Genomic DNA, 24,280 nt, shown 5'->3' with positions numbered 1-24,280 from the left:
CGGGTGGGGGCAGCACGGCCCCCTCGGAACCCCGGGAGGTGTGGGCGGTCACAATGGGGCCGACCACGATCGCAGGAGTTCACCATGGCCCGTTTTCCCCTTGTCAGCCGCGCCGCGACGGTGCTGGCCATTGCCGCGCTCGCGGGTTGCAGCAGCGTGGGCGTGGGCATCGGCATCCCCGTGGGGCCGATCTCGATCGGCGTCGGTGCCAGCAACAACGGCGTGAGCCTGGGCGTGGGCACCGGGGTGGGGCCGGTTGGTGTGGGGGTGGGGGTGGACCAGCGCGGCCGCGTGAGCGCCGGGGCCGGGGTGGGCGCCAGCACCGAGATCGGCAACAGCGGTGTGCGCGCCGGCGTGGGGGTGGGCACGAGCACCGTGATCCACGACCCGAACGCGCGGCCCGAGGTGCCGCGCTGAACGAAAAAAACCGCCGGAGCCGGCGGTTTTTTTTCGGGGCTGCGGCGGCTCAGACCAGGGTCAGCGTCACCGGGATGTTGCCGCGCGTGGCGTTGGAGTAGGGGCAGACCTGGTGCGCGGTGTCGATCAGGTCCTGGGCCACGGCGCGGTCCAGGCCGGGCAGGCTGATGTTGAGGCGGGCCGCGATGCCGAAGCCCTGCGGGATGGGGCCGATGTCCACTTCTGCGTCGATCGAGGCGTTGGCCGGCACGGCCACCTTCTTCATGCCCGCCACGTGCTTGAGCGCGCCCATGAAGCAGGCCGAGTAGCCGGCGGCGAACAGCTGCTCGGGGTTGGTGGCGTTGCCCGCGCCGCCCATGGCCTTGGGCGGCGAGAGTTTCACGTCCAGCAGGCCGTCGTCGCTGCGCGAGCTGCCCTCGCGGCCCCCGGTGGTGTGGGCACGGGCGGTGTAGACGACTTTGTCGAGTTGCGTGGGCATGGTGAGCTCCTGAGGGTTGTGCCGCACGGGCGGCGGCGTTGGGGAAAAGGGTGATCGGGGTCAGGCACTGAGGCGGTCGCGCAGGGCGCGCACCTCGCGGGTGAGGGCCAGCGCTTCGCTGACCGAGCATTGCGCGGCGTCGAGCACACAGGGCGGGATGCGCGCGGCGCGCGTGCGCAGGCGGCGCCCCGCGGGCGTGAGGCGGATGCGCACGCGGCGCTCGTCGTCGACATCGCGCAGGCGCACCAGGTACTCGGCGGCTTCGAGCCGCTTGAGCAGCGGCGTGAGCGTGCCCGAGTCGAGGTGCAGCCGCTCACCGAGGGCGGAGACGGTCATGCCGTCTTCCTCCCAGAGCGCGAGCATCGCGATGTACTGCGGGTAGGTCAGGCCCAGTTCGTCGAGCCAGGGCTTGTAGAGCTTGGTCATGGCCAGCGAAGCCGAGTACAGCGCGAAACAGAGCTGGTGATCGAGCTTGAGCAGGTCGTCGGCAGAGGGGCGTGCGCTTGACATGGGGCGTATTGTTGAGAGCAATTAGATTGCGTGCAATTGAATCGCACAAATCCCATATTGCAGGCAGGGGCAAGCGGATCGCGATCGTCTTCGTCCGGGCGTGGCTGGGGCCTTCACCGGGCGCGGAGGCGACCGGCGCGAACCATTCTGCCCAAGGCCGCAGGCGGGTACCGGGAGAAAGTGTTTCCGGCGTTGACCGGGATGTCAGGCCACGAGCGGCGGCTCGGCCATGGCGTCGATCTGCTCGCGCAGCAGGCGCACCTGGCCCCGCCAGTGATCGGGGTGGCCGAACCAGGGGAAGTTGGGCGGGAAGCTCGGGTCGTCCCAGCGGCGGGCGATCCAGGCGTTGTAGTGGATCAGGCGCAGCGTGCGCAGCGGCTCGATCAGCGCGAGCTCGCGGCGGTCGAAGTCGCGGAACTGCTCGTAGCCGTCGAGCAGGGCGCTCAGCTGCAGCGTCTGCTGGTGGCGATCGCCCGACAGCAGCATCCACAGGTCCTGCACGGCGGGGCCGCTGCAGGCGTCGTCGAGGTCGACGAAGTGCGGGCCCGCGCCGGGCAGGCCCTCGGGCGTCCAGAGGATGTTGCCCGGATGGCAGTCGCCGTGCAGGCGGATGCAGGCCGGGCCATCGGGCAGGGCCTCGCCACGCAGCACCGCGTGCCGCTCCACCCGGGTCACGGCCTCGGCCGCCACTTCGCGCCATTCGCGCTGCACCTCCAGCGGCACCACATCGTGTTCGGCCAGCCAGGCCAGGGGTTCGTGCGCCATGCGCTGCACGTCCAGGCGCGGCCGGTGGCGGAAGGATCCGGCCGCGCCCACGGTGTGCAGCCGCGCGAGGAAGCGGCCGATCCATTCGAGCACCTCGGGGTCGTCGAGCTCGGGCCGGCGGCCGCCGCGGCGCGGGCTGGCGGCCCAGAAGAAGCCGGCGTGCTCGTGCAGCGAACGGCCCTGGGGGGTCAGTGGCGCCACCACGGGCACTTCGGCGGCCGCGAGTTCGGCCGCGAAGGCGTGCTCTTCCCCGATCTGCACCGCATTCCAGCGCTGCGGCCGGTAGAACTTGGCCACCACCGCGCCGTGCCCGTCGAAGTCGGGCTCGAGCATCACCTGGTAGACGCGGTTCTCGAAGCTGTTGAGGGTGGTCAGGCGGCCGTCGCCGCGCAGGCCCGCGGCATCGAGCGCGTCGAGCACCACGTCGGGGGTGAGTTGTTCGAATGGGTGGGAAGCGGACATGGTCTTGCGGCGGTGGAACGCGATTGTCCCCGCAGCGGCTCACCTATCATCGCCGCCATGTCCGCCGCGTCCCGCACGAAGAACCCGCGCCCGCCCGCGCCCAGCTTGCAGCAGCAGTTGCCCGAGCTGCGCGAGGGCCAGTCCATCGCCCTCTTGCAGGAGCTGCACATCCTCACGCGCGAGGGCAAGCTCAACCAGGACACGCGGCGCAAGCTCAAGCAGGTCTACCACCTGGTGCAGTTCATCGAGCCGCTGCTGGCCGAGGTGCTCGACGAGCAGGGCGACGTGCTGCTGGCCGATCACGGCGCGGGCAAGTCCTATCTCGGCTTCATCCTGTACGACCTCGTGCTGCGTCCGCGCGGCGCGGGCCGCGTGCTGGGTGTCGAGGCGCGCAGCGAGCTGGTGGAAAAGTCGCGCGCGCTGGCGGCGCAACTGGGCTTCGAGCGCATGCAGTTCCTGGCCGGCACGGTGCAGCAGGCCATCACCGACGCCGAACTGCCGGCGCGCATCGACGTGGTGACCGCGCTGCACGCCTGCGACACCGCCACCGACGACGCGATCGACTTCGCGCTCGCGCGCGATGCGCGCCACCTGGTGTTGGTGCCGTGCTGCCAGGCCGAAGCCGCGAGCGTGATGCGCCAGCACAAGGCCTTGTCGCTCAAACGCACGCCGCTGGCCGAGCTCTGGCGCCACCCCTTGCACACGCGCGAGTTCGGCAGCCAGATCACCAACGTGCTGCGCTGCCTGCGCCTGCAGGCCCATGGTTACGATGTGACGGTGACCGAACTCGTGGGCTGGGAGCACTCGATGAAGAACGAACTGATCCTGGCACGTAGAATGCCCCACGACCGCCATGGACAGCGCGAGCACGCGCGACAGCGGCTGCTGCAAATGCTCGACACGTTCGGCTTGCAAGACCTCCAGACCCGCTTCGCGGTCTGATTCGCGGTGGCCTGCACGGCCGCCATCCGATGAACGCCGGCCCCCCGGGGCCGCTCGCCCGCGCCGCCGGCCCCGCCGGTGCGCATGGGCGTATTGCCGGAGACGCATCCTTGGTCCAGACCGATTTCGCTTTTCTGTTGCAGGCCATCGCCTGGCCGCTGGCGCTGCTGATCGCCTGGGTCGCGGGCGAGTGGCTGCTCGAGCGCTGGCACGTGCCCCGGGTCACGAGCTATGTGGCGGTGGGCCTGATCGGCGGCCTGATCAACCTGCCCGGGCTCACCACCGACATCCCGGGCCTGCCCTTCCTGGCCAACGTGGCGCTCGCGCTGGTGCTGTTCGAGCTCGGCTACCGCATGAACCTGCGCTGGTTCCGCCACAACCCCTGGGTGCTGGTGCTGGGCGTGGTCGAGTCGCTGGCCACTTTCGGCGTCGTGTACTGGGTGTCGGGCTGGTTCGCCCTGCCGGTCGACCACCGCCTGATCATCGCCTCGCTGTCCATCTCGGCCTCGCCCGCGGGTGTGCTGCGCGTGGCCAACGAGTTGCGCAGCACCGGGCAGGCCACCGAGCGCGTGCTGCACCTGTGCGCCATCAACTGCCTGATGTCGGTGCTGGCGCTCAAGCTGGTGGTGGCCTACTGGACGCTGTCCACCTCGGGCGACATCGTGCTCGCGGCTTTCAACAGCGTGCACGTGGTCGGCACTTCAATCGCGGTGGGCGGCCTGCTGGGCGTGGCGGTGTCCTGGATGCTGCGGCTGCGTGGCGCGCACGAGCGCGGCGTGACCGTGGTGTTCGCGCTCGCGGTGGTGCTGCTCACCACCGCGGCCTACGGGCTCATGCTGTCGCCGCTGCTGGCCGCGCTCACCTTCGGTATCGTGGCGCGCGAGCGCCGCGTTCACCTCTCGAGCGCGCAGCGCGACTTCGGCACCGCGGGTGACATGCTGTCGGTGTTCCTGTTCGTCTACATCGCCTCGCTGCTGACCTGGACCGACGTCACCCACACCTTCGTGCTCGGCGTGGTGCTGATCCTCGCGCGCACCGTCACCAAGGTGCTGTGCAACCTGGCCGCGGCACGGCTGTCGGGCATCTCGGAGCGCAAGGGCGTGCTCACCGGCCTGGCACTCACGCCCATGTCGGCCTTCGCCATCCTGCTCATCGAGCAGACCCGCCTCTACGGCTTCGAGCCCGCGGTGCAGGTGCTGGCGGCCCTGGCCGGCATGATGCTGCTGCAGGAGCTGTTCGGCCCCGTCGTCACGCAGCGTTCGCTGATGGCCGCGAACGAAACCCACGTGACCAAGGAGTGATGCCCCCATGCCGTTGGAAACCTTCAAGGCCTCCGATTCGCTGACCATGGGCGTGGAGCTCGAACTCCAGCTCGTCAACAGCTACGACCACGACCTCTCCAGCAGCGCCAACGACCTGCTCGATCTGCTCGCGCGCAAGCCCTTCCCGGGCACCGTCACGCCCGAGATGACGCAGAGCATGATCGAGATCGCGACCGGCGTGCACACCGAGCACGGGCCCCTGCTCAAGCAGCTGCAGGACATCCGCGACACCCTGGTGGGCGCGGGCGACCGCCTCAACATCGAGCTCGCGGGCGGGGGCACGCACCCGTTCCAGCGCTGGTTCGAGCAGCGCATCTTCGCCAAGCCGCGCTTCCACCAGCTTTCGGGGCTCTACGGCTACCTCGCCAAGCAGTTCACCGTGTTCGGCCAGCACGTGCACATCGGCTGCAGCTCGCCCGACGAAGCGCTGTTCCTGCTGCACTCGCTCAACCGCTACGTGCCGCACTTCATCGCGCTGTCGGCTTCGTCGCCGTTCTCGCAGGGGGTGGACACGCTGTTCGACTCGGCGCGCCTGAACTCGGTGTTCGCCTTTCCGCTGAGCGGGCGCGCGCCCTTCGTGCTGAGCTGGGAGGAGTTCGCCAACGTGTACTTCACCAAGATGGAGAGCACGGGCGTCGTCAAGTCCATGAAGGACTTCTACTGGGACATCCGGCCCAAGCCCGAGTACGGCACCATCGAGCTGCGCGTGTGCGACACGCCGTTGACGGTGGAGCGTGCGGCCGGCCTGGCCTGCTACCTGCAGGCCCTGTGCCGCCATCTGCTGCTGCGCACCGAACCGCCGCCCGAGGAAGACGATTACCTCGTCTACACCTACAACCGCTTCCAGGCCTGCCGCTTCGGGCTCGACGGCATGATGGTCAATCCCAAGACGCGCGAGTCGATCAGCATCCGCGAGGACGTGCTGGCCACCTTGCGCGTGATCACGCCGCACGCCCAGGCCCTCAACAGCCTGGCGGCGCTCGACGAGATCGAGCGCACCGCGGCCCGGGTGGGCAACCACGCGAGCTTCCTGCGCGCCCGTTACCAGGACAGCGGCAGCGTGGAGGCGGTTGTGCGGTCGAGCGTGGAGGCTCTGCGGCACGGACCGTGACATCCGTCACGAATGGCGCATAGGGAAGTTCCCTGCGGATGTCGGGGAATTTCCTACACGTTGCATGGCAAAGCACCGACTTAACCCGGCGGGGTCGCGTCTATACAGTTTGTTTCCATCGAAACACGCCTTGTGACACCTTCTTTTCCCAGGACCGCGCCATGAACCCGTTTGCCCACCGCACCAACCCCTTCGTGATGATGCTCGACCCCGAGGCCGTGATCAGCGCCATGGAAGAGAGCAAGCCGCTTCGCAGCCTGGCTGGCCGGGTGTGCCGCCCGCTGGACAAGCCGCTGATCCCCACGCTGTTCAACACCACGATCCGCGAATTCGACGCGGCGATCGACGAAGAGGAATTCATGGACAGCGGCATCGAGGCCTACGCCGACGCCCAACCGGGCCTGAGCGCGGTTCACTGAACGTCCGCGACCCTCAGGGCCGGGCCTCGATCAGCAGCCCGTTCTGGGCGTCGAGGTCCATGCCCACCAGGGTCAGCAGGGGCCGCGGGCCGGTTGGTGAGGGCGCTGCGCCGGCCAGGCGGGCCAGCCCTTCGAACGAGGGGTTGTCGCTGAGATTGCAGCCCGTGCCCGCGAAGCAGAGCTTGAAGGATTTGAGGGACGGCGCGCCCGGCACGTCGTCCAGCCGGCCGGTGGCGTCGCAAGCCACGTCGCCCGCGGTCGGGGTGTTGCTCATGGCCAGACCGCCGTTGGCGTCGAGTTCGAGCAGGCATTCGCCCTGCAGGCCCGCCACCTGCGCCAGACCCACGTAGCTGCCCGCCCATTGCGCCAGGGGCAGCGGCGGTTCGTACGCGGTGTCGACCACCAGTGTGACCGGACCGCCGACCCCCTTGGGATCGCTCACCTCGAACGCCAGGGCCCCCGAGGGCTGCAGGCCGCCCTGCACCGTGAACTGCCGCTGGTTCGATTCGCCGCTGGCGTTCACCGCATCGAGCGGCAGCGGCGGCAGGGTGGTGCCCGTGAGCGTGAGCGTGCCGCGCACCAGGGTCGCGTCCGCGCCGGTGTGCAGCACGCCGTAGCTCAGGCCGTCGGGCGTGACCATGAGCACCGTGCCGTTGTTGGGGTCGATCCAGTGGCCCGTCAGCGTGTGGCTGGCCGGGGTGCCGGGCTCGGGCGCCGCGGTCCCCCCGCCGTCGCCGGGCGAGCCGCCGCAGGCCGCGAGGCCGCACAAGGCCCCCGCACACACGATCTTTTGAAAGCCATTCATGCCGCCGCCTGTGTCCGTGAACGGCTTACAGTGTCCGGACACGGCGCGGCGGTGCCTATCCGCCGCGCGGGGTAAACCGCGCCTTAGCCCGACTGGCCAGGCGCGGCCGAGGCAGGCCCTCAGCGCGCGAAGCGTTTGCGCGTGAGCGCGAGCGCGAGCCAGAAGGCCGCGACCGCATAGACCACCAGCACCGCAAGGTGCAGTGCGGCGTTCGTGGGCCACTGGTCCATGAACAGCGGGCGCACCAGCTGCACCGCGTGCGTGAGCGGCAGCAGGTCGGACAGCAGCAGCACCGGCGCGGGCAGCTGCTCGCGCGGGAAGAACACGCCCGACAGGAACATCATGGGCGTGAGCACCAGCGTGAAGTAGTAGCTGAAGAAGTCGTAGCCCTTGGCCAGGGCGTTGAACACCAGCGCGATGCACGAGAAGGTGATGCCCGTGGCCCAGAGCACCGGCCAGGCCACGAGCAGCTTGGGCGTGTGCGTGATGCCCAGGCCCAGCATCACCAGCATGATCACCGTGACCGTGAACAAGGCCTTGAAGCCGGCCCACAGCATCTCGGCCAGCACCACGTCGTCCAGGCTCACGGGCGCGTTGAGGATGCCGTCCCAGGTCTTTTGCACGTGCATGCGCGAGAACGCCGAGTACAGGGCCTCGAAGGTGGCCGCATTCATGGCGCTCATGCAGATGCTGCCGCTGGCCAGGAACAGGATGTAGGGCACGGCCACGGTGCCGCCCGGAGCGGGCATGTTCACCGTGCCCACCAGCGCGCCCAGGCCGTAGCCGAAGGCCACGAGCCAGATCAGCGGCTCGGCGATGTTGGCCACCACGCTCGGCAGCGCGAGCTTGCGCCACACCAGCAGGTTGCGCAGGAACACGGGCCACCAGCGGCGCGACAGGCGCGGCGGCGACCAGGGGTTGGAAGCTATGGATGCCATGGTTTCAGCCATCTTCGCGAATCTGGCGACCCGTGAGTTTCAGGAACAGGTCTTCGAGGTTGGCAGGGCGGTGCAGGGTGCGCAGCGCGTGCTGGTGGGCCAGCGCGGCCAGGATGGGCTGGGCCTGCGCCGTGTAGAGGAACACGGTCTCGCCGCTGACCTCCACGCGCGAGGCCAGCGCGCGCAGCGCCGCGTGCTCCTCGCGTTGTGCGATGTCGAGCGCGCCCGGGCCGTACACCTCCACCACGTCGGGCTCGAGGTGCTGCGCGATCAGCTCGCGCGGCCGGCCTTCGGCGATCTTGCGGCCGTGGTCGAGCACCAGCAGGCGCGAGCACAGGCGCTCGGCCTCGTCCATGAAGTGCGTGGTGAGCAGGATGCTCTTGCCCTGCTGCAGCAGCAGCTGCAGGCGCTCCCACATCAGGTGGCGCGCCTGCGGGTCGAGGCCGGTGGTGGGTTCGTCGAGCAGCAGCAGCTGCGGGTCGTTGACCAGCGCGCGCGCCAGCGACAGCCGCCGCTTCATGCCGCCTGAAAGCTCGCCCGGCCGCGCCTTGGCCTTGTGCGTGAGCGCCGCGAATTCCAGCAGGCGCGGAATGCGCTCGCGGATGGCCGCGTCGGCCAGGCCGAAGTAGCGGCCGTAGACCAGCAGGTTTTCCTCGGCGTTGAAATCGGGGTCCAGCGTGTCCATCTGCGCCACCACGCCCAGCCGCGCCTTGATCGCCAGCGCGTCGCGCGGCATGTCCAGCCCGAAGGCCGTGATGCGGCCGGCGTCGGGCGCGGTCAGGCCCAGGCACATCTTGATGGTGGTGGTCTTGCCCGCGCCGTTGGGGCCGATCACGCCCAGGCACTCACCCGGGTCGATGCGAAAGCCCAGGCCGTTGACCACCGTGGCGTCGCCGTAGCGCTTGACGAGGTCCGTGACCTCGAACAGGGGTTGCGTCATGGCCGGCATTGTGCCCGTGGCCCCATACCCCCGGTGGCACCAAGGCGGGCTCCTACAATCCGGCGCCATGTCGCTGGCCGTCCGTCTCCAATACCTGTTGCCCAAGGGGGCGCTCACGCGCCTGGCGGGCGCTTTCGCCGGCGCGCGCTGCGGGGCGCTCACCACCTGGGTCATCCGCCGTTTCATCGACCGCTACGGCGTGAACATGGCCGAGGCCGACGACCCCGATCCGGCGCACTACCCGAGCTTCAACGCGTTCTTCACGCGCGCCCTCAAGCCCGGCGCGCGCCCGCTGGCCGATGCGGCCTTCGTCTGCCCGGTCGATGGCGCGATCAGCCAGTTCGGCCGCATCCAGCGCGACCAGATCTTCCAGGCCAAGGGCCACCACTACAGCACCACGGCCCTGCTTGGCGGCGACGCCGCCGCGGCCGCGGCCTTCGAAGACGGCGACTTCGCCACAATCTACCTGAGCCCGCGCGACTACCACCGCATCCACATGCCGGCCGCGGCCACGCTCACGCGCATGGTGCACGTGCCCGGCGAGCTGTTCTCGGTGAACCCGGCCACCGCCGCGGGCGTGCCCGGCCTGTTCGCGCGCAACGAGCGCGTGGTCTGCCACTTCGACATGCCCGTGGGCGGGCGCACCGTGCCCTTCGTGCTGGTGCTCGTGGGCGCCACCATCGTGGGCAGCATGGCCACCGTGTGGCACGGCGTGGTGAACCCGCCGCGGCCCGGCGGCGTGCGCACCTGGCGTTACGCCGATGCGCCCGTGGCGCTCGATCGCGGCGCCGAGATGGGCCGCTTCCTGCTCGGCTCCACCGTGGTGCTGCTCTGGCCCAAGGACACCATCGCCTTCCACCCCGACTGGGCGCCCGCGCGGCCGGTGCGGCTCGGTGAGGCCATGGGCACCACGATCTGATTCTTCTGCTTTCAAGGACATTGCCATGACCACGCTCGGCACGCCGCTGTCGCCCTCGGCCACCAAAGTCATGCTGCTGGGCAGCGGCGAACTCGGCAAGGAGGTGCTGATCGCGCTGCAGCGCCTGGGGGTCGAGACCATCGCGGTCGACCGCTACGAGAACGCGCCCGGTCACCAGGTGGCGCACCGCGCGCACACCATCGCCATGAGCGACCCGGCGCAGCTCAAGGCGCTGATCGAACGCGAGCGCCCGATGCTGGTGGTGCCCGAGATCGAGGCCATTGCCACGCCCATGCTGCAGGAGCTCGAGGCCGCGGGCGTGGTGCGCGTGATCCCCACCGCGCGCGCCGCGCGCCTGACCATGGACCGCGAGGGCATCCGCCGCCTCGCGGCCGAGACCCTGGGCCTGCCCACCAGCCCCTACCGGTTCTGCGACTCGCTTGAGGAACTGCAGGCCGCGATCGACGGTGGCATCGGCTACCCCTGCATCGTCAAGCCCGTGATGAGCAGCAGCGGCAAGGGCCAGAGCAAGATCGACGGCCCGGCCGACGTGCAGAAGGCCTGGGATTACGCCATGGCCGGTGGCCGCGTGAGCCATGGCCGCATCATCGTGGAGGGCTTCATCCGCTTCGACTACGAGATCACGCTGCTCACGGTGCGCGCGCTCGGCGCGGACGGCGCGGTGGAAACGCATTTCTGCGATCCCATCGGCCATGTGCAGGTGAGTGGCGACTACGTGGAAAGCTGGCAGCCGCATCCCATGAGCCCGGTGGCCCAGCAGAAGAGCCGCGAGATCGCTCAGGCGATCACCGAGAACCTGGGCGGCCAGGGCCTGTTCGGCGTGGAGCTGTTCGTGGCCGGCGACCAGGTGTGGTTCAGCGAGGTGAGCCCGCGCCCGCACGACACCGGCATGGTGACCATGGCCACGCAGTGGCAGAACGAGTTCGAGCTGCACGCGCGCGCCATCCTCGGCCTGCCCGTGGACACCACGCTCAAGAGCCCGGGCGCGAGCGCCGTGATCTACGGCGGCATGGAGGCCCAGGGCATCGCCTTCGACGGCGTGGACGAGGCCCTGCGCGTGCCCGGCACCGAGCTGCGCCTGTTCGGCAAGCCCGAGAGCTTCAGCAAGCGCCGCATGGGCGTGGCGCTGGCGCGGCACGCCGACGTGGAGCAGGCGCGCACGAACGCGAAGCTCGCGGCGTCGAAGGTGAAGCCGCGCCGCGCCTGAGCGCCAACTCGCGCGTGCTCAGGCCTTGGCGGCCTGCTGCCCGGTTTGTTGCGCCGCCAGCGCCACCGCTTCCTCGATGCGCTGGTAGGTGCCGCAGCGGCACAGGTTGCCGTCCATGGCTTCGCGGATGGCGGCGGTGTCGGGCTTGGGGTTGGTCTTGAGCAGCGCGCAGGCGCTCATGAGCTGCCCGCTCTGGCAGTAGCCGCACTGCACCACGTCCACGGCGGTCCAGGCCGCGCGCAGCGCCGCGATCTCGGGACCTTCGACGCCCTCGATGGTGGTGATGGCCTGGCCTGCCACGGCCGACACCGGCGTGACGCACGAGCGGATGGCCTGGCCGTTGGCGTGCACGGTGCAGGCGCCGCACAGCGCCATGCCGCAGCCGAACTTGGTGCCGGTGAGCTGGAGGTCGGCGCGCAGCACCCACAGCAAGGGGGTGTCGGGTTCGGCCTCGACGGTGACGGGGCGGCCGTTGACGGTGAGGGCGGTGCTCATCGGGGTCTCCTCAGGCGAGCTTCAAGGGCAGGCTGCGCAGGCGCTGCCCGGTGAGCGCGAACAGCGCGTTGGCCACGGCGGGTGCGATCGGCGGCACGCCAGGCTCGCCCACGCCCTCGGGCTGGCCCTTGCCGGGCAGGATCAGGCATTCCACGCGCGGCGCCTCGGCCAGCCGCACGATGGGCTGGTCGTGGAAGTTGCTGGGCTGCACCTGGCCGTCGACGATCTCGACACCGCCGTGCAGCGCGGCCGACAGGCCGAACACCACCGCGCCTTCGAGTTGCTGGCGGATGCCCGCGGGGTTGACCGCGAGGCCGCAGTCGATCGCGCACCACACGCGGTGCACGCGGATGGCCTTGTCGGGGCCCAGCGAGACCTCGGCCACCTGCGCCACCGTGGAGCCGAACGAGTCGTGCAGTGCGATGCCGCGCGCGGTCTTCGCGCCGTCGGGGGCGGCGGGCGATGGCGTGCCCCAGCCCGCGGCCTTGGCCACGGCCCGCAGCACCGCGAGCTGCTTGGGGTGCTTTTGCAGCAGCGCCTCGCGAAAGGCCAGCGGGTCCTGGCCCGCGGCGTGCGCGCATTCGTCCACGAAGCCTTCCTTGAAGAAGGCCTGGTGCGAATGCCCGACCGAGCGCCAGAAGCCCACCTGCAGCGGCAGCGCCACGGCCACGTGCGCGATGCGCGCGGCCGGCCATTCGTAGGCCTGGTCGAACGCGCCTTCGCTCGCGGTCTTGTCGGGCCCGCCACCGGGCAGGCCGAAGGCGCGCGTGAGCACCTGCGGCACGATGGCCTGGCCCGCGCTGGTGTTCTTCCAGGCCACCAGGCGCCGGTCGGCGTCGAAGCCGGCCTCGAAGCGCGCCACGCAGGCCGGGCGGTACAGGTCGTGCCGCGTGTCCTGCTCGCGGCTCCAGAGGGTTTGCACCGGCTGGCCCGGCACCGCCTTGGCGATGGCCGCGGCCTGGGCGATGAAGTCGGTTTCCAGGCGCCGGCCGAAGCCGCCGCCCAGCAGCATCACGTTCACCGTCACGGCCTCGTCGGGCAGGCCCAGCGCCTGGGCCGCGGCGCTGCGCGCCAGGCCCGGCACCTGGGTGGACACCCACACCGTGGCCTTGTTGCCTTCGAACAGCACGGTGGCGTTGATCGGTTCGAGCGCCGCGTGCGCGAGGTACGGCGCGCGGTACTCGGCCTCGATGCGCGTGGCCGCGCCCGCAAGCGCGGGCTCGACCTCGCCGGTCTCGAAGAAGGCATAGCCTTTCTCGCTGCGCGCGGCCTGTGCGAAGCGCTCCAGCGCCGCGGCGCTGCCGAAGCTGGCGAGTTCGCCGTGGGCCCAGGTGACGTCGAGTGCGTCGGCGGCCTTGCGCGCGCGCCAGGGGTGGTCGGCCACCACGGCCACGCCGCCGGTGCCGCCGCGCAGCGGTTCCACGCCCACCACCGCCTTCACGCCGGGCAGGGCGCGCGCGGGTGCGTCGTTGAAGCGCTGGGCGCGGCCGCCGAGCGTGGGGCACATCTTCACGCTGGCGTACAGCAGGCCCTCGGGCAGGGCGTCGATGCCGAAGCGCGCGCTGCCGTCGATCTTGCCCGGCGTGTCGATGCGCCGCGTGGGCTGGCCGATGAGCCGGTGGCGCTCGGGCGGCTTGAGCTTGGGCGAGGCGGGCATCTTCTGCTGCGCGGCGGCCGCCGCGAGCGCACCGTAGCCCAGGCGGCGGCCGTCGGGTGCGATCACCTCGCCGTTTTCGGTGCCGCAATCGGCCGCGGCCACGCCCCATTGCGCGGCGGCCGCGGCCACCAGCATCTCGCGCGCCGCGGCGCCGGCCTGGCGCATGGGCAGCCACAGGTCCTTCACGCTCGACGAGCCGCCGGTCATCATCACGCCGACCTCGCGCATGGTCTTGGCGGTGAGCCACTTGAGCACGTCGAGCGCGGCGTTGTCGGTGTCGGGGTGCACGGGCAGGCCGTCGACCACCGTGCTGATGTTGTTGAAGATCTTGTCGATCGGCGAGGGTTGCCAGCGCACGCGCGACCAGTCGGCATCGAGCTCTTCGGCCAGCAGCATGCACAGCGAAGTCACCACGCCCTGGCCCATCTCGCTCTTGGCCAGCGTGACCGTCACCGCGCCGTCGCGCGCGATCTTCACCCAGCCGTTGAAGGCCACCTCGCCTTCGGCGGTGGGCAGCGCTTGCGCGGTGTTCAGGCGCTGGCGCGGCGGCAGAACCCCCCAGCCGATGGCCAGGGCGCCGGCTGCGCCCAGGGTGCCGAGGATGACGGTGCGGCGGGTGCTGGCCATGCGCTGGTCTCCTTGAAGAACCTTATTGGAACGCCACCTCGGCAAAGCTGCGCAGCTTGCGGCTGTGCAGCTGGTTCACGCCGCCCGCGCGCAGCAGCTCCACGGTGCGGATGCCGATGCGCAGGTGCTGGTCGACGCGTTCGCGGTAGAAGTGGTTGGCCATGCCGGGCAGCTTGATCTCGCCGTGCAGCGGCTTGTCGCTCACGCACAGCAAGGTGCCGTAGGGCACGCGGAAGCGGAAGCCGTTGGCCGCGATGGTGGCCGACTCCATGTCGAGCGCCACCGCGCGCGATTGCGAGAAGCGCCGCTGCGGCATGTTGTTGGGCAGCAGCTCCCAGTTGCGGTTGTCGGTGCTGGCCACGGTGCCGGTGCGCATGATGCGCTTGAGCTCGTTGGGCGCCACGCCGGTCACGTCGGCCACCGCGGCCTCGAGCGCGAGCTGGATCTCGGCCAGCGCCGGGATGGGCACCCACAGCGGCAGCTCTTCGTCGAGCACGTGGTCTTCGCGCACGTAGGCGTGGGCCAGCACGTAGTCGCCGAGCTGCTGGTTGGTGCGCAGCCCCGCGCAGTGGCCCAGCATGAGCCAGGCGTGCGGGCGCAGCACCGCGATGTGGTCGGTGATGTTCTTGGCGTTGGCCGGGCCCACGCCGATGTTGACCATGGTGATGCCGCTGCGGTCCTCGCGCACCAGGTGGTAGCCGGGCATCTGCGGCAGGCGCGGCGGCGCGTGGCCCAGTTCGTCGCCCGGCTGCGGCGGCAGGCCGCTGCGGCGCGTGACCACGTTGCCCGGTTCGATGAAGGCCACGTAGGGGCTGTCGGGCTTGGCCATCTCGGCGTGGCCGAGTTTGATGAACTCGTCGATGTAGAACTGGTAGTTCGTGAACAGCACGAAGTTCTGGAACCAATCGGGCGAGGTGCCGGTGTAGTGGCGCATGCGCTGCAGCGAATAGTCCACGCGCGGCGCGGTGAACAGCGACAGCGGGTGCGGCTCGCCGGGGCCGGGCTCGTGCGTGCCGTTGGCGATGCCGTCGTCCATGGCGGTGAGGTCGGGCAGGTCGAACACGTCGCGCATGAACGCGCGGCGCGTCACGCTCATCTGACCTTCCACGTGGTCGTGCTCGGCGAACGAGAAATGGATCGGGATCGGCTGCGTGCTGGTGCCGATCTCGAGCTCGCCGCCGTGGTTGGCCAGCAGCAGCCGGAACTGCTCGCGGTAGTAGTCGCTGTACAGGTCGGGGCGCGTGAGCGTGGTCTCGAAGCGGCCCGGGCCGGCCACGAAGCCGTAGCTCAGGCGCTGGCGGCCGAGCTCGTCGGCGCCTTCGCCCAGGCGCAGGTTGCTGTGGGTGTGGATGCGCACGTAGGGGTAGCAGGCGCGCACGCGCACGCCGTGGAAGTCGGCGCCGTCCACGTAGTCGTGCAGGGCCTTGCGCAGGAAGTCCACGCTCTGCTGGTAGATGCGCTGCACCTGCTCGAGCGCGGCATCGGGGTCGTCGTAGAAACGCGGGGCGGTAAAGTCGGGCGATCGCTGCATGCAGCTATTGTGAACGCCCCGCCGTGACCGGTTTGTCATCCCTGGAACCCGCCGCGGCGGCCACCGCGCTCGCCGTCGCCCTGGGCTGCGGGCTGCTGGTGGGCACCGAGCGCGAACGCCGCAAGTGCCAGGGCCCGGCGCGTGCGCTGGCCGGCCTGCGCAGCTTCGCGCTCACCTGCGTCACGGGCGCGGCGGCGGCCCTCACGGGGCTGGCGGGCCTGGTGGTGGTGGGCGCGGCCTGCGTGGCCGGTCTGTGCCTGGTGGCCTATTACAAGGACCGCTCGGACGACCCCGGGGTGACCACCGAGGTCGCGCTGCTGCTCACCTACCTCATCGGCGTGCTCACCGTGTCCAGCGTGCCGCTGGCCGCGGCGCTCGCGGTGGCGCTCACGGCGGTGCTCGCGGTGCGCGAGCGTGCGCACCGCTTCGTCAAGCACTGGCTGGGCCCGGCCGAATTGCGCGACGGCCTGCTGCTCGCGGCGCTGGTGCTGCTGGGCCTGCCGCTGCTGCCCGACCGGCCCCTGTGGGGCGAGGCGCTGAACCCGCGCGGCATCGGGGTGCTGCTGGCGCTGCTGCTCGCGCTGCAATCGGCGGCGCACCTGGCGCGGCGGCTGCTCGCCACGCGGCACGCGGTGGCGCTGTCGGCGCTGGCCTCGGGCTTCGTGTCGAGCACGGCCACCATCGCCAGCCTGGGACTGGCGGCGCGCTCGGGCGCGGCGCCGGTGCGGGTGATGGCCGGCGGCGGCCTGCTGTCGTGCGTGTCCACGCAGCTGCAGTTGCTGCTGGTGGCGGCCGCGGTGCGGCCGGCCTGGCTCGCGGTGTTGTGGCTGCCGGCGCTGGCGGGTGCGGCGCTCGCGCTGGCCTGGGGCTGGTGGCTGGTGAGCGGGCCGGGCCGCGGGGCCGATGTCACCGTGGCCGGCGCCACCCCGCGCACCGAGGCCCTGCCGGCCCCGCGCGCCGACCGCATGTTCAGCCTGGGCGGCGCGCTCGCGGTGGCGGCGCTGCTCGCCGCCATCCAGGTGCTGGTGCACGCCCTGCGGTTGGGCCTGGGCGATGCGGGCCTGATCGTGGGCGCGGCCATCGGCGCCCTGGCCGATCTGCACGCCGCGGTGGCCGCGGTGTTCGGCAGCACCGGCCCCGACACGGCGGCGCGCGAGGCCGTGGTGCTGGTGCTGGTGGTGCACGCGGCGAGCAAGTCGGCCACCGCGCTGGCCTCGGGGGGTGCGGCCTACCTGCGCTGGCTCGCGCCGGGCCTGTGGCTGCACACGGCGCTGGCCGCTGCCCTGCTGTTCGTGCTCACCTGAGCGGCTCGCGCATGGTCACGAACTCTTCGGCCGCCGTGGGGTGGATGCCGATGGTGCTGTCGAACACCGCCTTGGTGGCGCCGGCTTTCAGCGCCACGGCAAAGCCCTGCACGATCTCGCCGGCCTCGGCGCCCACCATGTGCACGCCCAGCACGCGGTCGGTCTTCGTGTCGACCACGAGCTTCATGAGGGTGCGCTCGCTGCGGCCCGAGAGCGTGTGCCGCAGCGATTTGAACTCGCTGCGGAAGATCGTCACCTCGCCATGGCGCTCGCGCGCCTGCGCCTCGGTGAGGCCCACGGTGCCGATGTTGGGGTGCGTGAACACGGCGGTGGGAATGTTCTCGTAGGCCATCTGGCGCGCGGCCTTGCCGGGCGCGGGGCCGCAAAGCCGGTCGACCACCACCATGGCCTCGCCCAGCGCCACGGGCGTGAGCTGCACGCGGCCCGTCACGTCGCCCACGGCGTAGACGTGCGGCGCGCTGGTCTGGTGCTCGCCGTTCACCGCCACCTCGCCGTGCGCGCCCAGCGCCACGCCCGCGTGCTCCAGGCCCAGGCCCTGGGTGAGCGGCTTGCGGCCGGTGGCGTAGAGCACCGCGTCGGCCTCGAGCGTGCCGCCATCCTTGAAGTTGAGCTGCAGGCCCGTGGCGGTGCGCACGATGCGCGCGACCTCGGTCTGCATGCGCAGATCGATGCCGGTCTTGGCCATCTCGGCGCCCACGAAACGGCGGATGTCGTCGTCGAAGCCGCGCAGCAGCAGCTCGCCGCGGTTGATCAGCGTGACCCGCGCGCCCAGGCCGTTGAAGATGGACGCGAACTCGCTCGCGATGTAGCCGCCGCCCACGATCGCGAGCCGCTGCGGGAACGGATCGAGGTCGAACATGGCGTTGCTGTCGAGGATGTGCTCGCGGCCTTCGATGTCGGGCAGGCTGGGCGTGCCGCCGGTGGCGATGAGCACGTGCCTCGCGCGGTGTTGCTGCGTGACAGGGTGGCCCGTTTCGTCGGTGGTGTCGACCGCGATCTGGTGCGGCCCGGTGAAGCGCGCGAAGCCGTTGATCTGCACCACGCCCGCGCCTTTGAGCAGGCCGGCGTACACGCCGTTCAGGCGCGCGATCTCTTTCGCGCGGTTGGCCTTGAGCGTGGCCCAGTCGAAGCGCGGCGGCGTGTCGATCTGCCAGCCGAAGCCCGGGGCTTCCTCGAAGGCCTCGTGGTAGCCGGCCGCGTAGCTGTACAGCTTCTTGGGAATGCAGCCCACGTTCACGCAGGTGCCGCCCAGGCCCTGGTGGCCCAGCCGCTCGGCCAGGGCCACGCGCAGCCCGCGTTGCGCCGCCATGCGCGCGGCGCGCACGCCGCCGCTGCCGCCGCCGATCACGAAAAGGTCGAAGTCGTCAGTGCTCATGGGGCGACATGGTAGGGCGCGGCGCGCTGCGGGGTGCTGCGCCGCCGCAAGGGCCCGGCCCGCGCGGGGCCTTGTGGGCGCGCCGCGGTGTGCCCGCCCGCGCCGCCGCAGAATCGCGCGCCATGCAAACCCCACCCACGGACGACCGCGCGCTGGCGCTGGTGCTCGGCGGCACCGGCGGCATCGGCTCGGCGCTGGTGCAGGCGCTGCGCGCGCGCGGCGAGACGGTGCTCGCCGTGGGCCGGCGCACCGAGCCCGCGGTGGACCTCGCCGAGCCCGAAAGCATCGAGCACCTGGCCGCCCACGTGGCGCAGCGCCTGGCCGACGAAGGCCGCGCGCTGCGCACCCTGATCGTGGCCAGCGGCCTCCTGCACGAAGGCGCGGTGCAGCCCGAGCGCGGCTGGCAGCACCTGGACGCGCAGGCCCTGCAGCGCCTGTTCGCGGTGAACGCCATCGGCCCCGCGCTGGTCATGCGGCACCTGCTGCCGCTGCTGCCCCGGCAGGGCCGCTGCGTGGCGGCGTTTCTCTCGGCGCGCGTGGGCAGCATCGGCGACAACCGCCTGGGCGGCTGGTACGGCTACCGCGCGTCCAAGGCCGCGCTCAACCAGTTCGTGCACACCGCGGCCATCGAGCTCGCGCGGCGCAACAAGGCCGCGCTGTGCGTGGCCCTGCACCCGGGCACGGTGGACACGGCGCTGGCGGCGCCCTTCGCCAAGACCGGGCTCGAGGTGCGACCGCCCGCGCTGGCCGCGCAGGAGCTGCTGCGCGTGATCGACACCCTGCCCGAAGGCGCGAGCGGCGGCTTCTTCGACCACCACGGCACGCCCGTGCCGTGGTGAGCCGGGCGCCTCAGTAGGTGTAGACGCCGCGGCCGGTCTTGCGGCCCAGGTAGCCCGCGGCCACCATCTCCTTGAGCAGCGGGCAGGGGCGGTACTTGCTGTCGTTGAACTCGTTGACGTAGACGTTCATCACCGCGAGGCACACGTCCAGGCCGATCATGTCGGCCAGCGCGAGCGGGCCGATGGGCTGGTTGGTGCCGAGCTTCATGCCGGCGTCGATGTCTTCGGCCGTGGCCAGGCCTTCGGCGAGCACGAAGAAGGCCTCGTTGATCATGGGCACGAGGATGCGGTTGACCACGAAGCCCGGCGCGTTCTTCACGGTGATCGGCGTCTTGCCCAGGGCCTCGGCGAGCGCCTTCACCGTGTCGTGCGTGGCGTCGCTGGTCTGCAGGCCGCGGATGATCTCCACCAGCGCCATCATGGGCACGGGGTTGAAGAAGTGCATGCCGATGAAGCGGTCGGCGCGCTTCGTGGCGGCGGCCAGCTGCGTGATGCCGATGGAGCTGGTGTTGGTGGCCACGATCACCTCGGGCGCGAGCAGCGCGTCGAGCTGCTGCAGGATCTTCACCTTGAGCGCCTCGTTCTCGGTCGCGGCCTCGATCACGAGCTGCGCGCCCTTGAGGTCCTCGTAGTTCGTGCTGGTGGTGATCAGCGACAGCGCCTGCGCCTTGCCCTCGGCGCTGAGCTTCTCCTTCTTGATCAGGCGGTCCAGGCTGCCCGCGATGGTGGCCAGGCCCTTGTCGAGCGCGGCCTGCGCGATGTCGACCATGACCACGCGGATGCCGCTGGTGGCGCAGGCCTGTGCGATGCCATTGCCCATGGTGCCCGAGCCGATGATGCCGACGGTCTGGATGCTGTTGCTGCTCATGCGAAGAAAACCTCGAGTGGGGGATCAGGGGAAACCCGCGTCGCGGGCGTGTCGTGGCTAGGCGCGGCTGCCTACACGGGGCAGGGGAGCGCGTGCAAAACTGCCCCTCGATTGTCGCGCAGCGCTGCTGCGCCGCAGCGACCTTGGAGACACCTGCATGTACGACGTGATCATCGTGGGCGGCGGTTCGGCCGGCTGCGTGCTGGCCGGCCGCCTGAGCGAAGACCCGGGGCTGCGCGTGGCGCTGATCGAGGCCGGCCCGCCCGACCGCAGCGTGCTGATCCATTGCCCCGCGGGCCTCGCGCTGCTGGCCAAGAACGGCCAGGCAAACTGGTGCCTGGAGACGGTGCCGCAGCCCGGCCTCAATGGCCGCCGCGGCTACCAGCCGCGCGGCAAGGTGCTGGGCGGCTCGAGCTCGGTCAACGCCATGATCTACGCGCGTGGCCATGCGCGCGACTACGACGCCTGGGCCGCCGGGGGCAACCCGGGCTGGGCCTGGGCGGACGTGCTGCCCTACTTCAAGCGCGCCGAGCACAACGAGCGCGGGGCCGACGCGTTCCACGGCACCGGCGGTCCGCTCAACGTGCGCGACCTCACCAGCCCCAATCCTTTCGGCGCGCACTTCGTCGCCGCGGGCCGCGAGGCAGGCTACCCGGTGAACCCCGATTTCAACGGGGCCGAGCAGGAAGGCGTGGGCCCCTACCAGGTGACGCACCGCCACGGCGAGCGCTTCAGCGCGGCCAAGGCCTACCTCACGCCGCACCTGGGCCGGCCCAACCTCACGGTGATCACCGACGCGCTGGTGTGCCGCGTGGTGACCGACACCGACGACAGCGGCGCGCCGCGCGCGGTGGCGGTGGAATACCGCGCCCAGGGCGGCCGCGGCCCGCTGCAGCTCGCGCGCTGCCGCGAGGGCGGCGAGGTGGTTCTGAGCGCGGGCGCCTTCGGCTCGCCGCAGCTGCTCATGCTCTCGGGCATCGGCCCGGCCGATCACCTGCAGCAGCATGGCATTGCCGTGGTGCACGCGCTGCCGGGCGTGGGTGGCAACCTGCACGACCACGTGGACGTGGTGCAGGTGGTGAACGCGCCGCGCGCCACCGAGTTGTTCGGGCTGTCCTTCAAGGGCGTGCTCGCGGCGCTGCGCGGCATTGCCGAATGGCGGCGCGCGCGCACCGGCCTGCTCACCACCAACTTTGCCGAGGCGGGCGGCTTCATCAAGAGCGCGCCCGACGAGCCCATTCCCGACCTGCAACTGCACTTCGTGATCGGCAAGCTCGTGGACCACGGCCGCAAGACCGTGTTCGGCCACGGCTACTCGTGCCACGTGTGTCTGCTGCGGCCCAAGAGCCGGGGCACGCTGCGCCTGGCCGGGCGCGATCCGCAGCTCGCGCCGCTGATCGACCCTGCGTTCCTGCAGCACCCCGACGACGTGGCGCGGCTGGTGCGCGGCTTCAAGCGCATGCGCCACCTGCTGCAGCAGCCCGCGCTCGCGCGCTTCGGCGGCACCGAATCGCCCACCTCGGCCGACGCGCAGAGCGATGCGCAGATCGAGCAGTTCGTGCGCCGCCACGCCGACACCATCTACCACCCCGTGGGCACCTGCCGCATGGGGCCCGATGCCGACGCGGTGGTGGACGCCGCGCTGCGCGTGCACGGCGTGCGCGGCCTGCGCGTGGTCGATGCCTCGGTGATGCCCGAGGTGGTGGGCGGCAACACCAACGCGCCGGTGATCATGGTGGCCGAGAAGGCGGTCGACCTGATCCGCGCCGCGCGGCGCAGCGCGGCCTGAGCCCCGGCGCGCTCAGGCGCGCGGCGCGGTCTTGCGCATCAGCGTCGACTTGCCGAACAGGCTCTCGATCAGGTCCACCGCGACCTCGGCGGTGCGGTTGCGCACGTCGAGCGCGGGGTTGAGTTCCATCACATCGAGCGAGGCCAGGCGGCCGGTGTCGGCGATCATCTCCATGCAGAGCTGGGCCTCGCGGTCGGTGGGGCCGCCGCGCACCGTGGTGCCCACGCCGGGCGCGACCTCGGGGTCGAGGAAGTCGACGTCGAAGCTCACGTGCAGGTGGGTGTTGTCGTCCACGCCCAGGAGGGCCTGCTCCATGGTGTGGCGCATGCCCATCTCGTCGATGTAGCGCATGTCGAACACCTCCAGCCCGTGCTCGTGCACCAGGCGCTTCTCGCCCGGGTCCACGCTGCGGATGCCGATCTGGCGGATCTGATCGGGCCGCACCGCCGGCGTGGTGCCGCCGATGCCCGTGAGCGCGGCCGGGCCCAGGCCGCACAGCAAGGCCACGGGCATGCCGTGGATGTTGCCGCTGGGCGTGAGCTCGGCGGTGTTGAAGTCGGCGTGGGCGTCGAGCCAGAGCACGCGCAGCTTCTTGCCGCTGGCGCGGCAGTGGCGCGCCACGGCGCTGATCGAGCCCAGGCCCAGGCAGTGGTCGCCGCCGAGCACGACGGGCAGGCGGGCCTGCTGCAGTTCGTCGAACACCGCGCCGTGCAGCGCCTCGTTCCAGGCCTTCACGGCCTCGAAGTGGCGGTAGCCGTTCTCGGGCGGCTGCCAGGGGTTGGATGGGCCCGCGAGGTTGCCGCGGTCGTGCACGCGCAGGCCCTGGGCCTGCAGCACCTCGGCCAGGCCGGCGACGCGCAGGGCCTCGGGGCCCATGGACGCGCCGCGCGCGCCCGCGCCCACGTCGGTGGGCACGCCGATCAGGCTCACGGTGCGGGAGAAAGCGTCTGTCATGCAAAAGTGCTCACGCGATCGGAGCAGGTCGCGCCACCGGGCGGGGCCTGCCGTGTCGAGGGGTTTCGATTGTCACATTTGCCCGGCGCGGCACGGCCCGCGCCCCGGGGCAGGCCGCGGGCGCGGGTTACCAAATCACACCGAACCAGGCCCCCGCGGCGGTCTGCCTGGCCGCCATACTCGCGGCGCTTCGCGCGCCTGCCAGGCGCCCGCGCCTGGCGCGCCCGTCCGTTTCGATTGCCCATGTCCATCGCCGATTCCTCCGCGTCCTGCGCGTTCACTGTCACCCGCCCGACCCTGGCCCTGCTGTTCACCGCCACCCTGGCCGCCTGCGGCGGCGGCGGTGGTGGGGGCGGCACATCGCCCGGCGGCAGCCCCGCGCCCGTGGCGTCGACGCCTTCGCCCACGCCGCCGCCCGCGCCGGTCTCGGGCACGCTGTGCGACAGCGCGAGCGGGCGCGTGCTCGAGGTCGGCCCCGGCAAGCCCTATGCCTCGCCCAACGCGGCCTCGCGCGCCGCGGTCTCGGGCGACGTGATCCGCATCAGCGCCGGCGACTACCGCGGCGCGGCGGCCCTGGCCACCTGGAGCGCGTCCAACCTCACCATCTGCGGCACGGGCGGCCGTGCGCGGCTGTTCGCCGACGGCCTCAACCAGAGCGGCAAGGGCATCTGGGTGGTGGCGGGCACCAACATCGCCATCGACAACCTCGAGTTCCGCGGCGCCACCGTGCCCGACCAGAACGGCGCGGGCATCCGCGCCGAGCACGGCGGCGAGCTGCGCATCGCCAACAGCGGCTTCTACGACAACGAGAACGGCCTGCTCGCCGCGGCCGGTGCGTCCACCATCACCATCGACCGCTCCGAGTTCGCGCGCAACGGCCGCGGCGACGGCTACACCCACAACCTCTACGTCAACGCGATCGACCGCCTCACCGTGCGCTCGAGCTTCTTCCGCGAGGCGCGTGTGGGCCATAACCTCAAGAGCCGCGCGCGCGAGACCGTGATCGAGCACAGCTACTTCATGGACGGCACCGCCGGCACCGCGAGCTACCAGGCCGACTTCCCCAATGGCGGGCGCGTGGTGCTGCGCGGCAACCTGCTGCAAAAGGGGCCGAGCGCGCAGAACGCCAACCTCATCTCGTACGGCAATGAAGGCCTGAGCAACAGCGTGCGCACGCTGGAGCTGTACCACAACACCCTGGTGAACACGCGCTCGGGTGGTGCCTGGCTGTCCTTGCCCAGCGGCGTGAGCACCGTGCGCCTCACGGCCAACCTGCTGGCCGGCACCGGCAACCAGGCGCTCACCACCAACGGCTTTCCCAGCGGCAGCGTGCTGCAGACCGCCAACGTCACGGGCCTCGCGAGCAACATCCCCGGCGCAACCAACCTCGACGCGCCCAACTTCTGGCCCGACGCCGCGCTGCAGGCGCAGATCGGCCTGGCCGGCGTGCCCGACGCGGCCTACACGCAGGACGCACCGCAGCCCTACACGCTGCGCAACCTCGGCGCGGGGCGTGTGGCCGGGGCGGTCCAGTCGGCGCCCTGACGGGGCCTGGGCCACAATC

23 protein-coding genes are annotated in these 24,280 nt (G+C 71.3%); 11 read left to right on the top strand and 12 right to left on the bottom strand.

Annotation, left to right across the window (positions count from 1 at the left end):
- The first annotated feature begins 84 nt into the window (after nt 1–84).
- Complete coding sequence (locus G9Q37_RS13375; RefSeq protein WP_166227788.1) at nt 85–417, top strand: hypothetical protein; 333 nt, start codon at nt 85–87, stop codon at nt 415–417.
- A 49-nt stretch (nt 418–466) separates the two neighbouring features.
- Here G9Q37_RS13375 and G9Q37_RS13370 read toward each other — a convergent pair whose 3' ends face one another.
- The 3 genes from G9Q37_RS13370 to G9Q37_RS13360 form a co-directional block, all read right to left on the bottom strand.
- Complete coding sequence (locus tag G9Q37_RS13370) at nt 467–895, bottom strand: organic hydroperoxide resistance protein (protein WP_166227786.1); 429 nt, start codon at nt 893–895, stop codon at nt 467–469.
- A 60-nt stretch (nt 896–955) separates the two neighbouring features.
- Nucleotides 956–1,405: a MarR family winged helix-turn-helix transcriptional regulator gene (locus tag G9Q37_RS13365; protein ID WP_166227784.1), complete on the bottom strand. Its 450-nt coding sequence runs from the start codon at nt 1,403–1,405 to the stop codon at nt 956–958.
- Nucleotides 1,406–1,609: 204 nt separating this feature from the next.
- Nucleotides 1,610–2,632, bottom strand: a complete 1,023-nt coding sequence (locus G9Q37_RS13360) for a serine/threonine protein kinase (protein WP_166227782.1) — start codon at nt 2,630–2,632, stop codon at nt 1,610–1,612.
- A gap of 57 nt (nt 2,633–2,689) precedes the next feature.
- Between G9Q37_RS13360 and G9Q37_RS13355 the strand changes: the two genes are divergently transcribed.
- The 4 genes from G9Q37_RS13355 to G9Q37_RS13340 all read left to right on the top strand — a co-directional run bounded on the left by G9Q37_RS13355 (nt 2,690) and on the right by G9Q37_RS13340 (nt 6,426).
- Nucleotides 2,690–3,574: a methyltransferase gene (locus tag G9Q37_RS13355; RefSeq protein WP_166227780.1), complete on the top strand. Its 885-nt coding sequence runs from the start codon at nt 2,690–2,692 to the stop codon at nt 3,572–3,574.
- 110 nt (nt 3,575–3,684) lie between these two features.
- Entirely contained in the window at nt 3,685–4,875 is a 1,191-nt protein-coding gene (locus G9Q37_RS13350) for a cation:proton antiporter (protein WP_166227777.1), read from the top strand.
- Between the two features lie 7 nt (nt 4,876–4,882).
- Nucleotides 4,883–6,007 carry a YbdK family carboxylate-amine ligase gene (locus tag G9Q37_RS13345; RefSeq protein ID WP_166227775.1) on the top strand — a complete coding sequence of 375 codons (1,125 nt, stop codon included), beginning with the start codon at nt 4,883–4,885 and terminating at the stop codon, nt 6,005–6,007.
- Between the two features lie 161 nt (nt 6,008–6,168).
- Nucleotides 6,169–6,426, top strand: coding sequence for a hypothetical protein (locus G9Q37_RS13340; protein WP_166227773.1), 258 nt, complete (start codon nt 6,169–6,171; stop codon nt 6,424–6,426).
- A 13-nt stretch (nt 6,427–6,439) separates the two neighbouring features.
- Here the strand turns inward: G9Q37_RS13340 and G9Q37_RS13335 are convergent, their stop codons facing one another.
- From G9Q37_RS13335 to G9Q37_RS13325, 3 genes are all read right to left on the bottom strand, one after another.
- Nucleotides 6,440–7,231 carry a hypothetical protein gene (locus tag G9Q37_RS13335; RefSeq protein ID WP_166227771.1) on the bottom strand — a complete coding sequence of 264 codons (792 nt, stop codon included), beginning with the start codon at nt 7,229–7,231 and terminating at the stop codon, nt 6,440–6,442.
- A 119-nt stretch (nt 7,232–7,350) separates the two neighbouring features.
- Nucleotides 7,351–8,169 (bottom strand): ABC transporter permease, encoded by an 819-nt coding sequence (locus G9Q37_RS13330; protein ID WP_166227769.1) that lies wholly within the window; start codon nt 8,167–8,169, stop codon nt 7,351–7,353.
- 4 nt (nt 8,170–8,173) lie between these two features.
- Nucleotides 8,174–9,109: an ATP-binding cassette domain-containing protein gene (locus tag G9Q37_RS13325; protein WP_166227767.1), complete on the bottom strand. Its 936-nt coding sequence runs from the start codon at nt 9,107–9,109 to the stop codon at nt 8,174–8,176.
- A gap of 67 nt (nt 9,110–9,176) precedes the next feature.
- On the opposite strand from G9Q37_RS13325, the gene asd reads away from it, so the two are divergent.
- Together asd and purT are read left to right on the top strand one after the other, a co-directional pair.
- Nucleotides 9,177–10,028 carry an archaetidylserine decarboxylase gene (asd, locus tag G9Q37_RS13320; RefSeq protein ID WP_166227765.1) on the top strand — a complete coding sequence of 284 codons (852 nt, stop codon included), beginning with the start codon at nt 9,177–9,179 and terminating at the stop codon, nt 10,026–10,028.
- Between the two features lie 25 nt (nt 10,029–10,053).
- Nucleotides 10,054–11,256 carry a formate-dependent phosphoribosylglycinamide formyltransferase gene (gene purT, locus G9Q37_RS13315; protein WP_166227763.1) on the top strand — a complete coding sequence of 401 codons (1,203 nt, stop codon included), beginning with the start codon at nt 10,054–10,056 and terminating at the stop codon, nt 11,254–11,256.
- 18 nt (nt 11,257–11,274) lie between these two features.
- On the opposite strand, the gene G9Q37_RS13310 is transcribed toward purT, so the two are convergent.
- Genes G9Q37_RS13310 through G9Q37_RS13300 form a run of 3 tightly spaced genes read right to left on the bottom strand, consistent with a single transcriptional unit; the run spans nt 11,275 to nt 15,566 of the window.
- On the bottom strand, nt 11,275–11,751 hold the full coding sequence (locus G9Q37_RS13310; protein WP_166227761.1) for a (2Fe-2S)-binding protein: 477 nt from the start codon (nt 11,749–11,751) through the stop codon (nt 11,275–11,277).
- 10 nt (nt 11,752–11,761) lie between these two features.
- The gene (locus G9Q37_RS13305; RefSeq protein ID WP_166227739.1) at nt 11,762–14,035 is read right to left on the bottom strand and encodes a xanthine dehydrogenase family protein molybdopterin-binding subunit; all 2,274 of its coding nucleotides are present in this window, start codon (nt 14,033–14,035) and stop codon (nt 11,762–11,764) included.
- Between the two features lie 22 nt (nt 14,036–14,057).
- Complete coding sequence (locus tag G9Q37_RS13300) at nt 14,058–15,566, bottom strand: AMP nucleosidase (protein WP_166227737.1); 1,509 nt, start codon at nt 15,564–15,566, stop codon at nt 14,058–14,060.
- A 32-nt stretch (nt 15,567–15,598) separates the two neighbouring features.
- On the opposite strand from G9Q37_RS13300, the gene G9Q37_RS13295 reads away from it, so the two are divergent.
- Nucleotides 15,599–16,870, top strand: a complete 1,272-nt coding sequence (locus tag G9Q37_RS13295; protein ID WP_166227735.1) for a DUF4010 domain-containing protein — start codon at nt 15,599–15,601, stop codon at nt 16,868–16,870.
- On the opposite strand, the gene gorA is transcribed toward G9Q37_RS13295, so the two are convergent.
- Nucleotides 16,863–18,266, bottom strand: coding sequence for a glutathione-disulfide reductase (gorA, locus tag G9Q37_RS13290; RefSeq protein WP_166227733.1), 1,404 nt, complete (start codon nt 18,264–18,266; stop codon nt 16,863–16,865). The two genes, G9Q37_RS13295 and gorA, sit on opposite strands and share 8 nt — an antisense overlap.
- A 122-nt stretch (nt 18,267–18,388) precedes the next feature.
- On the opposite strand from gorA, the gene G9Q37_RS13285 reads away from it, so the two are divergent.
- A complete protein-coding gene (locus G9Q37_RS13285) occupies nt 18,389–19,105 on the top strand; it encodes an SDR family NAD(P)-dependent oxidoreductase (RefSeq protein ID WP_166227731.1) in 717 nt (238 codons plus the stop codon).
- Between the two features lie 10 nt (nt 19,106–19,115).
- On the opposite strand, the gene G9Q37_RS13280 is transcribed toward G9Q37_RS13285, so the two are convergent.
- The gene (locus tag G9Q37_RS13280) at nt 19,116–19,973 is read right to left on the bottom strand and encodes a 3-hydroxybutyryl-CoA dehydrogenase (RefSeq protein ID WP_166227729.1); all 858 of its coding nucleotides are present in this window, start codon (nt 19,971–19,973) and stop codon (nt 19,116–19,118) included.
- A gap of 157 nt (nt 19,974–20,130) precedes the next feature.
- Between G9Q37_RS13280 and G9Q37_RS13275 the strand changes: the two genes are divergently transcribed.
- A complete protein-coding gene (locus G9Q37_RS13275) occupies nt 20,131–21,762 on the top strand; it encodes a GMC family oxidoreductase (protein ID WP_166227727.1) in 1,632 nt (543 codons plus the stop codon).
- A 12-nt stretch (nt 21,763–21,774) separates the two neighbouring features.
- Here G9Q37_RS13275 and rocF read toward each other — a convergent pair whose 3' ends face one another.
- A complete protein-coding gene (rocF, locus tag G9Q37_RS13270) occupies nt 21,775–22,716 on the bottom strand; it encodes an arginase (protein ID WP_166227725.1) in 942 nt (313 codons plus the stop codon).
- A 243-nt stretch (nt 22,717–22,959) separates the two neighbouring features.
- On the opposite strand from rocF, the gene G9Q37_RS13265 reads away from it, so the two are divergent.
- Complete coding sequence (locus G9Q37_RS13265; protein ID WP_166227723.1) at nt 22,960–24,261, top strand: right-handed parallel beta-helix repeat-containing protein; 1,302 nt, start codon at nt 22,960–22,962, stop codon at nt 24,259–24,261.
- The last annotated feature ends 19 nt before the right edge of the window (nt 24,262–24,280 follow it).

Source organism: Hydrogenophaga crocea (genome assembly GCF_011388215.1).
GTDB lineage: Bacteria > Pseudomonadota > Gammaproteobacteria > Burkholderiales > Burkholderiaceae_C > Hydrogenophaga > Hydrogenophaga crocea.
This window is presented reverse-complemented; position numbering and strand designations above follow the sequence as displayed.

Bases quoted from the DNA above. Each gene is read 5' to 3' on its own strand.
- G9Q37_RS13275 (WP_166227727.1), top strand. From the start codon at position 20,131: ATGTACGACGTGATCATCGTGGGCGGCGGTTCGGCCGGCTGCGTGCTG.
- G9Q37_RS13340 (WP_166227773.1), top strand. From the start codon at position 6,169: ATGAACCCGTTTGCCCACCGCACCAACCCCTTCGTGATGATGCTCGAC.
- G9Q37_RS13300 (WP_166227737.1), bottom strand. From the start codon at position 15,566: ATGCAGCGATCGCCCGACTTTACCGCCCCGCGTTTCTACGACGACCCC.
- G9Q37_RS13355 (WP_166227780.1), top strand. From the start codon at position 2,690: ATGTCCGCCGCGTCCCGCACGAAGAACCCGCGCCCGCCCGCGCCCAGC.
- G9Q37_RS13365 (WP_166227784.1), bottom strand. From the start codon at position 1,405: ATGTCAAGCGCACGCCCCTCTGCCGACGACCTGCTCAAGCTCGATCAC.
- G9Q37_RS13370 (WP_166227786.1), bottom strand. From the start codon at position 895: ATGCCCACGCAACTCGACAAAGTCGTCTACACCGCCCGTGCCCACACC.
- G9Q37_RS13330 (WP_166227769.1), bottom strand. From the start codon at position 8,169: ATGGCATCCATAGCTTCCAACCCCTGGTCGCCGCCGCGCCTGTCGCGC.
- G9Q37_RS13345 (WP_166227775.1), top strand. From the start codon at position 4,883: ATGCCGTTGGAAACCTTCAAGGCCTCCGATTCGCTGACCATGGGCGTG.
- rocF (WP_166227725.1), bottom strand. From the start codon at position 22,716: ATGACAGACGCTTTCTCCCGCACCGTGAGCCTGATCGGCGTGCCCACC.
- G9Q37_RS13310 (WP_166227761.1), bottom strand. From the start codon at position 11,751: ATGAGCACCGCCCTCACCGTCAACGGCCGCCCCGTCACCGTCGAGGCC.
- G9Q37_RS13305 (WP_166227739.1), bottom strand. From the start codon at position 14,035: ATGGCCAGCACCCGCCGCACCGTCATCCTCGGCACCCTGGGCGCAGCC.
- G9Q37_RS13360 (WP_166227782.1), bottom strand. From the start codon at position 2,632: ATGTCCGCTTCCCACCCATTCGAACAACTCACCCCCGACGTGGTGCTC.
- purT (WP_166227763.1), top strand. From the start codon at position 10,054: ATGACCACGCTCGGCACGCCGCTGTCGCCCTCGGCCACCAAAGTCATG.
- G9Q37_RS13375 (WP_166227788.1), top strand. From the start codon at position 85: ATGGCCCGTTTTCCCCTTGTCAGCCGCGCCGCGACGGTGCTGGCCATT.
- G9Q37_RS13280 (WP_166227729.1), bottom strand. From the start codon at position 19,973: ATGAGCAGCAACAGCATCCAGACCGTCGGCATCATCGGCTCGGGCACC.
- G9Q37_RS13265 (WP_166227723.1), top strand. From the start codon at position 22,960: ATGTCCATCGCCGATTCCTCCGCGTCCTGCGCGTTCACTGTCACCCGC.
- gorA (WP_166227733.1), bottom strand. From the start codon at position 18,266: ATGAGCACTGACGACTTCGACCTTTTCGTGATCGGCGGCGGCAGCGGC.
- G9Q37_RS13335 (WP_166227771.1), bottom strand. From the start codon at position 7,231: ATGAATGGCTTTCAAAAGATCGTGTGTGCGGGGGCCTTGTGCGGCCTC.
- asd (WP_166227765.1), top strand. From the start codon at position 9,177: ATGTCGCTGGCCGTCCGTCTCCAATACCTGTTGCCCAAGGGGGCGCTC.
- G9Q37_RS13285 (WP_166227731.1), top strand. From the start codon at position 18,389: ATGCAAACCCCACCCACGGACGACCGCGCGCTGGCGCTGGTGCTCGGC.
- G9Q37_RS13325 (WP_166227767.1), bottom strand. From the start codon at position 9,109: ATGACGCAACCCCTGTTCGAGGTCACGGACCTCGTCAAGCGCTACGGC.